Source organism: Nocardia sp. NPDC049190 (assembly GCF_040648115.1).
Classification (GTDB): domain Bacteria; phylum Actinomycetota; class Actinomycetes; order Mycobacteriales; family Mycobacteriaceae; genus Nocardia.
Genome location: NZ_JBEZDE010000083.1, coordinates 1 through 8,801 on the forward strand (window position 1 = coordinate 1; position 8,801 = coordinate 8,801).

Annotated in this window: 9 protein-coding genes and 3 pseudogenes; 6 read left to right on the plus strand and 6 right to left on the minus strand. The window is 62.0% G+C overall.

Going from position 1 to position 8,801, the window contains the following annotated elements:
• Positions 1–228: 228 nt before the first annotated feature.
• A pseudogene (locus tag AB0B25_RS31470) lies at positions 229–366 on the minus strand (IS1380 family transposase); the annotation flags it as partial.
• A gap of 292 nt (positions 367–658) precedes the next feature.
• Between AB0B25_RS31470 and AB0B25_RS31475 the strand changes: the two are divergent.
• Complete coding sequence (locus AB0B25_RS31475) at positions 659–925, plus strand: hypothetical protein (protein WP_357187328.1); 267 nt, start codon at positions 659–661, stop codon at positions 923–925.
• A gap of 358 nt (positions 926–1,283) precedes the next feature.
• A complete protein-coding gene (locus AB0B25_RS31480; RefSeq protein WP_357187331.1) occupies positions 1,284–1,691 on the plus strand; it encodes a hypothetical protein in 408 nt (135 codons plus the stop codon).
• A gap of 32 nt (positions 1,692–1,723) precedes the next feature.
• Here AB0B25_RS31480 and AB0B25_RS31485 read toward each other — a convergent pair.
• Positions 1,724–1,813, minus strand: a pseudogene (locus AB0B25_RS31485) (IS5/IS1182 family transposase); the annotation flags it as partial.
• A gap of 93 nt (positions 1,814–1,906) precedes the next feature.
• Here AB0B25_RS31485 and AB0B25_RS31490 point away from each other — a divergent pair.
• The 4 genes and pseudogenes from AB0B25_RS31490 to AB0B25_RS31505 form a co-directional block, all read left to right on the plus strand.
• Positions 1,907–2,101, plus strand: a pseudogene (locus tag AB0B25_RS31490) (hypothetical protein); the annotation flags it as partial.
• A 440-nt stretch (positions 2,102–2,541) separates the two neighbouring features.
• Positions 2,542–3,681 carry an epoxide hydrolase gene (locus AB0B25_RS31495; RefSeq protein WP_357187334.1) on the plus strand — a complete coding sequence of 380 codons (1,140 nt, stop codon included), beginning with the start codon at positions 2,542–2,544 and terminating at the stop codon, positions 3,679–3,681.
• A 275-nt stretch (positions 3,682–3,956) separates the two neighbouring features.
• On the plus strand, positions 3,957–4,379 hold the full coding sequence (locus AB0B25_RS31500; RefSeq protein ID WP_357187337.1) for a hypothetical protein: 423 nt from the start codon (positions 3,957–3,959) through the stop codon (positions 4,377–4,379).
• Positions 4,380–4,810: 431 nt separating this feature from the next.
• Positions 4,811–4,978 carry a hypothetical protein gene (locus AB0B25_RS31505; protein ID WP_357187340.1) on the plus strand — a complete coding sequence of 56 codons (168 nt, stop codon included), beginning with the start codon at positions 4,811–4,813 and terminating at the stop codon, positions 4,976–4,978.
• Between the two features lie 84 nt (positions 4,979–5,062).
• Here AB0B25_RS31505 and AB0B25_RS31510 read toward each other — a convergent pair whose 3' ends face one another.
• From AB0B25_RS31510 to AB0B25_RS31525, 4 genes are read right to left on the minus strand one after another with little or no spacing between them, the layout of a single operon-like run.
• Positions 5,063–5,623, minus strand: coding sequence for a hypothetical protein (locus AB0B25_RS31510; protein WP_357187343.1), 561 nt, complete (start codon positions 5,621–5,623; stop codon positions 5,063–5,065).
• Between the two features lie 59 nt (positions 5,624–5,682).
• Positions 5,683–6,597: a hypothetical protein gene (locus tag AB0B25_RS31515; protein ID WP_357187346.1), complete on the minus strand. Its 915-nt coding sequence runs from the start codon at positions 6,595–6,597 to the stop codon at positions 5,683–5,685.
• Complete coding sequence (locus AB0B25_RS31520; protein WP_357187349.1) at positions 6,594–6,929, minus strand: helix-turn-helix transcriptional regulator; 336 nt, start codon at positions 6,927–6,929, stop codon at positions 6,594–6,596. The genes AB0B25_RS31515 and AB0B25_RS31520 overlap by 4 nt, the downstream gene beginning before the upstream one ends.
• Complete coding sequence (locus AB0B25_RS31525; RefSeq protein WP_357187351.1) at positions 6,926–8,053, minus strand: site-specific integrase; 1,128 nt, start codon at positions 8,051–8,053, stop codon at positions 6,926–6,928. The genes AB0B25_RS31520 and AB0B25_RS31525 overlap by 4 nt, the downstream gene beginning before the upstream one ends.
• Positions 8,054–8,801 lie beyond the last annotated feature (748 nt).

Genomic DNA, 8,801 nt, shown 5'->3' on the forward strand with positions numbered 1-8,801 from the left:
CATCGGACAGCGTGATCTCAACAGCAGAAGGTCCACGATGCGACACACAAACAAAATATCAACTTACTTGCCTGATTTCAGGCACGACACACTAGCACTGCACACGGCTATTGTGGCAGGGAGTCAGAACTCGTGGGTGACTGGTATCGGCGCACACCAGCCTTTCGTGTCGGACGCGGTAGTCGGGGTGGTCCGGCAGCTGCACGAGCGTGGCGTCGAGGATCTGTTGTGGTCGGCGGCGGAATTGCTGCCGACGTCGCCGGGTCGCGGCTCCAGCCCGGCGGGTCCATCGGTGCCCGGTTCGCCATGGTCGACGAATGCGTTCAACTGGTGAAAGCCGCACCCGGACTTGAACGCTGGCGGCGCAGGCGCCTGTGATCCGGGAGTGTCGGCAGCGATGTGTGCGTCTGGAGGCGCCGGTGCTGCGGTGTGGACACCGATCCCGCGCAGGAACTCGAGGAGTTTTGGAAAACAACGTGCGGTATGAATCGCTACCGCAGGTGGTCGAACGGTCGATTGCCGCGCAGCACTTGGTCGCAGACTGGAAACGGTGTTCGACACAGCCGGGGGCGCTTCGTGTGTTGCGGATGGAAATGGGCCGGCATCCAGAACCCATTTGTACAAGCCAAGCCCTGTGGTTTGCCCTACGGTCGCCCGCATGACACAGAACATCATTCCCTCACTGGCCTACGAGGATGCCCCCGCGGCAATGAACTGGTTACGCGATGCATTTGATTTCAAGTCGACCGTAGTCGTGCCGGGTCCGGATGGCACCATCGCACATGCAGAACTCAAGCGACCCGAGGGAGGGTTCATCATGATCCTGTCCACCCAGATATCGACCCGACGCAATCGAAGCCCCCGATCCATCGGCGGCACGGCCGAATCGGTATATACGGCCGTACTTAACATAGACACCGCCTAGTGCAAAGCCGTTGCCGCTGGAGCCGAAGTGTTCAACCCGCTGCACGACACTCACTACGGCACCAAGGAATTCTGCTGCCTAGATCCCGAAGGCCATGTCTGGACACTCGGTACGTACCAGCCGTAACGACACCCCGCATGTATCACCAAGGAACCTGACCGAGTTTCTCGTTGGGCAATGATGGAAACGCCTGGCGCACAATGAGAATCGATCCGGCCACGGTGTACAGAAATCATCGCTTAATATTTTTAAAACGAGTGCGTGAGAGCTAGATCTCGATATCTTCGCAGCGACTACAGAAGGAAGTCGCGACTTTATATTCGCCAACAAGGAAATGCGGTAGGGAGATAGCTAGTTGATGACTGAACTACTGTATAGCGAGCCGTTTAGCTCCAAATTGAAAACTCGAGGTGTCTACGTAGCCGAGGAGCTCAGTGCCTTGGCGGTCGAGTTGCTCGACCGCTACAAGGCCGAAAAGGATATTTTTCCAGGGATAGAAATTCGCCGAGGCAGCGGGGAGTCACTCGCGATCGCAATCGCGCCGATCGGGTGGGCGCTGGTTCACACCAATGCTGACTTCGCGCAGCACTCTACGCGCGACCCAGAAGTAGAGAGTGAAACCACCTGTGACATTCGCTGGGAGGAACCTGGTTCTCTACCAGTCAGCTGGTTCATTTCCGAAGCGCTTGCGTTGACTGCCATCACCCAGTGGATGGCGGGCGGCGGCCTGACCACTGACATCACCTGGTCGCAGGAGTGCGCGTGACGAAACGCATTCCCGAAGCGGAGCGAGTAGCTGATGTGGTCAACGATCCGGTCGACGGCAGACTTCGAGACACCGAAGAGCGGCGCCAGTTGACGCAGAACGAGGTTGGTCCAACTACTGGCACTCGACCAACCGCTACACCGTCATTGGCGGCTACCAGCACCGGCCTGGCCATCCCGCACCGGCCGCCCACCTCAGGGAGACCTGTGCGAGTGGAAGAACAATATAACCACAGGTATAAATAGGTTCGGACTCTCATCGAACACGCTTTTGCCGGCATGAAGACGCGGAAGATATTCCGCGACTGTCGTCTCAAAGGCGGCGGCGTGCACCCGGATCTGAGACATGCTGTGTCGCGTGTAGATGGAATTAACGAATACATACAAGCCGCAGGCAAGGGTGGAGAATGAAACTGTCGGCGTGGTGGTTTCGATCCTGCGGTACTTCACCCCCTATCCTGTCGATCTCGACGCTGGTTGTGGCGATGCTCTCGCCCACTGCCCGGATAATCCTGGAGTGCTGCCGCCTCGCTGCGCAGCCTGCCGTAGCAGTGGATGCGCAGCAACTCCCTATTGATCGCGTCACGGCGATAGAATGGCCGATACCCATTTTCTTGCTCTCAAGGCAGGGTTGACATCGGGGCCTTGGGGTTCGGCGTTGATTGCGCCGTGGGCGGGGTCAAGATGGGTTCGTCATTGTCGGCGCCTGTGCCTACCGTCCGGTCGGTCAGCGCGTTGATGCGTCAGGCTTCCGCCGTCCTTGACATCAGGCGAAGACAGCATTGTAAACAGAACAATCGGTTCCGATAACTTCGAACCACACGAAATTCCGTTCCATCAAGGAGATCGACATGACAGCCATCCATTCCTTCCGCATCGATGTCCCGCAGGACCAGCTCGAGGACTTGAACGAGAGACTGAGGAAGGCAGTGTGGCCGAACGAACTGTCAGGAGTCGGTGACTTGTACGGCGTTACCAATGAACGCATCCAGAGGCTTGCACGGTACTGGTTGGAGGAATTCGACTGGCGGGCAATGGAATCCAAGCTCAACTCCTACTCGCAGTTCACCACCAGTATCGACGGTGAGGATATCCATTTCCTGCACGTGAAATCCTCGAGGGAAGACGCCATCCCCGTGATTTTGATCCACGGTTGGCCGGGCTCGATCCTCGAGTACCTGAAGGTCATCGAGCCGCTGACCAACCCAACCGATTCTACGGCTCCGGCCTTTCACGTGATCATTCCTTCCCTGCCCGGTTTCGGTTTCTCCGGCCCGACCCGCAGTACGGGCTGGGGCACTCGCCGTACCGCACGCGCCTTGGTCGAGCTGATGGTCCGACTCGGCTACGAGCGCTTCGGCGCGATCGGTAATGACGCAGGCTCGATGGTCTCGCCTGAAATGGCCCGCATAGCCCCGGACCGGATACTGGGAGTGCATGTGACACAGTTGTTCTCGTTCCCTTCTGGCGATCCGACTGAGGCAGCGGACTTGTCCGCCGAAGACCAGGCCGCTCTTGGCCACCTGCAATGGTTCATGAACAACAAGTTCGCCTTCAATACCCTGCACAGCCAGCAGCCGCAGACCCTGGCCTTCGCGATTTCGGATTCACCGATCGGTCTGCTGGGCTGGAACTCCCAACTTATGGGGGAAAGCCTGGGCGCTGAATTCATCGTCGGCAATGCGGCGATCTACTGGCTGACCGGTACCGCCTCCTCGTCGATCCGCTTCTACTGGGAGGATGCCCACGACACCGAGAGAACCCCAGGACCGACCACTGTGCCCACCGCGTTGGCGATGTTCAAGGGCGATTTCCAGTCCATCCGCTGTTTTGCCGAACGGGATCACAAGAACATCGTGAGCTGGAACTCCTACGACGTGCAGTCTATGCGGTCGGACAGCGCCTATGAGGCTGCCGGGCACTACGCCGCGCACGAGGCGACCGACCTCCTGCTTGCCGACATTCGAGAGTTCTTCGCCCAGCTGCGCTGATTCGGGTACCCGCCCATGTGTTCGCGATGAAATCCTATGCGGTGGTGGGCCACACCTCGTCGATCGTGGCGTTGTCGGTTGTTATTGCGACCGTTGCTGTGTGGTTCACCCTGCGTATAAAAGATTCCTTTGTCGCGATGATGTAGGACTTGCTTTCCCTGGTGCGGTGTTCGAAATTGTCGGGCAGGCACAGACAGGTCGGAGCCTCAGCGGAGGAGTTGTGTTGGACTAGACCGTGAATCGGTGGGGCGGTCCTGCCGCCTCAGCGAAGCTTCTTGCCGGTTCCCCGCGCCGAAGCTGATCTGGTATTTGATCGGCTGGCAACGAACCGCCGGCAACGAGCACTCGATCTCCGACGAGGTCAAGATGTGGTCGGCGGATGTAATCAACGCCTTCACGATGCTGGACGTGCCCGGGGTATCGAGCGCCGGGCAGAACTCTTTCTGCAAACCCTCGCCATGGTCGCCGAATCCGAGGCCAACCTGGGCCACCTGCGCACCCGCGAAGTTATGGCCAAGGCCCGCGCGAAAAGCCGACTCAAGGGCAAACAGCCGAAACTGCTTCTGGCAGCACGCAAAACGATCCACCACCGCTACCACAACCCCGACGACGCGAGCGTGACCGACCTTGCCGAGGAATACAGCGTCGGCTGCTCCACCATCCACCGCATCATCAGCGGCACCGCGCCACGGGCATAGCAGTCACGGCACTCATCTACCCGGTACCCCGAACGCTGCCGTCGCTGCTGGTCAAGGCAACTTCGTTGTTTTCATGCGATTGCACCCGGAACCCCATCATCAAGGGTCCGGACCAGCTCGGACCTCCTGGTGCCAAGTTGGTGCGAAGTTCGCTCTATGCAACCGTTGTGATGGCACTGTGGTTAGCCGCTGCTCCGTGTCAAATTCTTGCCTGCGAGCCGAAGCCGAGGTGTTGCACTGACCTCGGAGGCAGAGCGGCTCGCCCGCGGAGCTCGACCGCCGCTTGGGCTAGAAGATCGCGAAGAAGCCGGTGTGCGAAGATGCACTTGTCTGCCGGGGTCGACGCCGCTAGGAGTCCTGGAAGGACAGGTCGGCCGGATCGCCCCGAATACTCTAGGACGCGACTTCACCGCGCGAGGTCCGAACCAGAGGTGGCCGACACGGTACGCGCGAAGATCATCGATGAGATCAGGGAGCTGCTCGACCGCCGTCGCCAGATCGTGCGCGACGTTCACCGACCCGTTGTCGCTGCCGAAACGGCAGATAGTCAACACACAGTCGGTCTCGGCGAGCACCCCGCAGGCTTCCATGACCAGTGAGTTATAGCCCCTGTCGTCGTCGAGCGCGTGAGCAACGGCTCCGGACGACTTCGTGGCGGGTGTGAGACTGGTGAGATCGCGTATTCAACTGTCGCGTGTTGTCAGAGGAGTCCAGCCGGTGGGTGATCGGAGCCGAGGGGTGGTGACGTAGCGACTCCAGACCACCGCTGCCTCAGCGGCGAGTTTCGTCGTGGTGATGTGGTGATAGCCGAGCGCGTCGGCGACGACCGGGGCGGGCATCTGCTGGACGTGCTGTCGCATGGCCGATGTCCGGCCTGGAACGTTGAGGACGCCGAGCGCTTTCAGCAGTCCGCCCAGGGTTTCGGGGTGCATAGGTTGCCCGGTCCGTCGTCCGGGGAACAGCCAGCACGAATCGCGGTTGGTGGCGGTGTTCATGTTGGTGCGGCTGTCGATCCAGGCCAGCAGGATTTCGGCAACCGGTTTCGGGACCGGCGACGCGGGTTCGCCGAGGTGCAGGAGCACGAGATCGCCGTCGTGGACGACATCGTCGATGGTCAGCCGGACGACGCGGGTGAGTGGTTGGGCGTAGAGCAGCACGATCGCGGCCGCCGCGCGTGAGCGTAATGGCTGGTCGGAGGCTGTCAGAATGCGCCCGAGCAGTTCGATTCGCTCCTCCGGTGGCATGGGTGGTCTTCGCTTCACCGCGGGTGCGGAAAGGCGGAATTGCCGCGTGAGCTGGCTGTTCATGCACCACAACAGAAAGGTTCGCAGGCAGCGTCGTCGGTGGGGCCGTTCTGGGCGTGCCATGCGTCGATGTTGGATTGGCTGCTGGCAGCGAGCGTGACCTCTTGTCCTGCAAGCCATTCCAGGAACAGTGTTGCTTGCTTGACTTGGTCGTGGGCGTGGCGTCGAGCCGGTGGGGTGAGAGGTTTCCGTTCAGCTTTTGCCCGCAGTTGGGGCAGCAGGTGCCAGGTGGCGTAGCGACGGATGATCTGGGCGTGGTCCGGGTCGGTGATTGTGGCGAGGTGGCCGGGCAGCCAGCGTTCGAATCCGCAGATCTGTTTGTCGACGACGGGCAGAACACCGCAGGCCATGAGCAGTTCCCGCAGATGCGCCGCGGCCCGCCAAGGTTCGAGGGTATGGAACGCCTCGTGGGTCAACTCGATCTGTCCGCGCCCGAGTTCGCGCAACAGGTCCGCTGGGGTTCGATTCTTCCCCTTTCGAGGGTAAAGCCAGGTCAGACCCGATAACGGGTTGTTCATCGCGAGCAACCGACCGGCCAGAGGAACGAGCTCGGGCCTGATCCGGCCGGTGCCGTCGTCGAGCAGGTCGGTGAGCTTGTCGGTGAATGTGCAACGGGTGCCAAGGCGTTGAGCGTGGAGTTTGCCTTCGTCGCCGCAGCGCGAGCACCGATAGTTCGCGGTGAATCCAGCGCAGTCGGTGCAGATCGGATCACGAGAGTCCGGCGCCAGCCCGGGCAGCGCCCGGTCGTCGCCGCAGCCGGGACAACGGCCCCGGAGGCGAAGGGCGCGATCGCAGCAGGTCCGGCAGAGCGTGCCGTCGGGCCACCAGGCGGTGACGTGGGCGTATCGGCCGCAGCGGGCGCACTCGCGACTTTGCCAGCGCACGAGCTGTTCCCGGGTCGGCCGACTGCTCATCCTTCGGGCAGGATGCGCGCCGGCCGGGGCCGCAACTTCGCGACGACCGGCGGCTGACCGGTCGCATCCGCAGTGCCGGTCTTGCGGACCCCGGCGTTCTCGGCGGTGGTGATCACCAGATCCGCCGGGGTGCAGGCCAGGATGTCGCAGAGCGCGGAGAGAACTTGCAGCGACAGTCGTTCCGGGGTGCCCGACACGAGTCGATGAACCTGAGAAGCTGACAGGTCGATGCCGCGCTCGCGCAGCAGCGGAACCAGCTCGGTGGCGGTGAAAACGCCTTGACTGGCCATGATTTCGCGCAACCGCCAGGCGTAACCGATGGAACGTTTCATGCGTGCTTGCCTTTCTGGGAATCGAGGGCCGCAGCGACGGTCGCGTCCATTCGCCGCCGCAGGGTGCGGGTGCGGAAGTCCGAGGACACACAGGTGTAGATCGACGTCGTGCTCGCATGCTCGTGGCCGACCTGTTCCTGCACGAACCGAGGATCCCAGCCGTCCTCGATCAAATGCGTGACGTAGGAGCGGCGTAGCGAATGAAAGTCGAGCCCGTCGTCCAGGCCGAGGGCGTGGCGGTAGGCGATGAACCGAGAATTCAGCCGCTGGCAGCCGATCCGCAGCCCGCGCTCGGACGGCCAGGCCGCCGGATTGCCGTCGGCTCCGAGCAGTGGTCTGACCTCGGTGAACCATTCGTCGAGGACACCGACGGTCCAGTCCCACACGGTCAGCACTCCGCGCCGTTTCGGCGGTGACCCCTTCTTGGCCTTGCCGAATCGAACCTGGCAGCGGCCGAACTGCCCGAACTCCGGAGCGTGCGGGTTGGTGCCGAAGTCAGCCGCATCCAACATCCGAGTTTCGTTGCGCCGCAACCCGAATGCGTAGGCCGTCTTGAACAGGGTGGCGTCCCGGAAGGCGGGTAGCCAGCCCTTGCGGCCGAAGGCCCGGATCCGGGCCACTTCGTCGTCGCAGTGGGCGAAGAACGCGTGCAGCTCCGCCTTGGTGAATGCTCGCTTCTTCGGATCGGACTCGGTGTCCTGGACGTGTGCGGCGGTGTTCCACTCGTGCACCACCTGGACCGGGTGCGTGCCGAACCGGTCCTCGCAGGTGGCCGGCCACTGATAGAGCGGGTCAGTGACGAAACCGCAGAACGCCCGGATCGCCTCGGAGTAGGAGCGGATCGTCGTGCGCTTCAGATCCCGCAGCGACCGCAGGTCACCGAGCCATTCATCGATCATCGCCGGACTCCATTGCCACGAAAAGGCATTCACGTAGGCGGTAAACGCCTTGACCGTGCGCTCCCGGCTGTCCACCGTGGTGCGGGCCAGATTCCGGGCCAGCTGCTGGTTCGCGAATCCAGCCAGCATCGCGGTGAACACCTGCTCCTCCGGCCGTAGCAGCGACACCCCGTCGACGAGATGCAGCCGCGCCGCACCCGGCACCGAACCGCCGAAACCCGCCAAACCGGCCCCACCTCCATCGGTCGCATCAGATGCGAGAAAGTCGCATCGTATGCGAGTCGTGATGGAATCCGCAGGCAGTTGCGTCAGACGGACCGCTTTGGGGCATTCAGCCGTCTACCCTCATCGGTGCCGACACAGCCGAATCCCTCTGGTAGAGGCTGAATCCGCCGCCCTCGAACCGGTCGATGCGCACACTGTCGCGAGTTCGCATCCAATGCAATTGGCGGCGGAAGTAGCAACCGCCGAAGAATCAACAGGTATGGCCAAGCCGTCGCGCGGTACGCCGCGACCATCGACCGCCACCGGCACCCGCCGCAGCGACGACGACGGGCTGTGCGACCACTGCCGCGAAGACACAACAGCCGGACGTCGTCGCCTACCAGCGAACTGCAACGCAGATCAGTGCATTACTCAGTGAAAACATCAGGGGAAGGTGCCACCTCGACACCGCACGCAATCTCGCCCGCAGTGCGCGGCGCAATGCCTTCCTGCTCGCCGGACCGGAACACTGATCGCAGCGCATCCTCACTACTGAACCCGAACCCTCAACCAGTACACGACCGGCCGATACGGATCCCCCGGTTTGTTCGTAACGAATAACGAGCAGCTCTTCAGCCGCATCGAGAACGGCCTCGTCGACACTGATTCCCTGGCTAGTGCCGCGCCCGGGAGCCTTTGCCCTGTTGTCACCGACACGCCGACAGGTTGCGGTGTGTCGGTCAGGGCATCGGTCAGTCTGGTCGGGTGG

Excerpts from the sequence above, each read along its gene's own strand:
- AB0B25_RS31510 (WP_357187343.1), bottom strand. The coding sequence starts at position 5,623 with ATGCCACCGGAGGAGCGAATCGAACTGCTCGGGCGCATTCTGACAGCC.
- AB0B25_RS31515 (WP_357187346.1), bottom strand. The coding sequence starts at position 6,597 with ATGAGCAGTCGGCCGACCCGGGAACAGCTCGTGCGCTGGCAAAGTCGC.
- AB0B25_RS31480 (WP_357187331.1), top strand. The coding sequence starts at position 1,284 with ATGACTGAACTACTGTATAGCGAGCCGTTTAGCTCCAAATTGAAAACT.
- AB0B25_RS31520 (WP_357187349.1), bottom strand. The coding sequence starts at position 6,929 with ATGAAACGTTCCATCGGTTACGCCTGGCGGTTGCGCGAAATCATGGCC.
- AB0B25_RS31495 (WP_357187334.1), top strand. The coding sequence starts at position 2,542 with ATGACAGCCATCCATTCCTTCCGCATCGATGTCCCGCAGGACCAGCTC.
- AB0B25_RS31475 (WP_357187328.1), top strand. The coding sequence starts at position 659 with ATGACACAGAACATCATTCCCTCACTGGCCTACGAGGATGCCCCCGCG.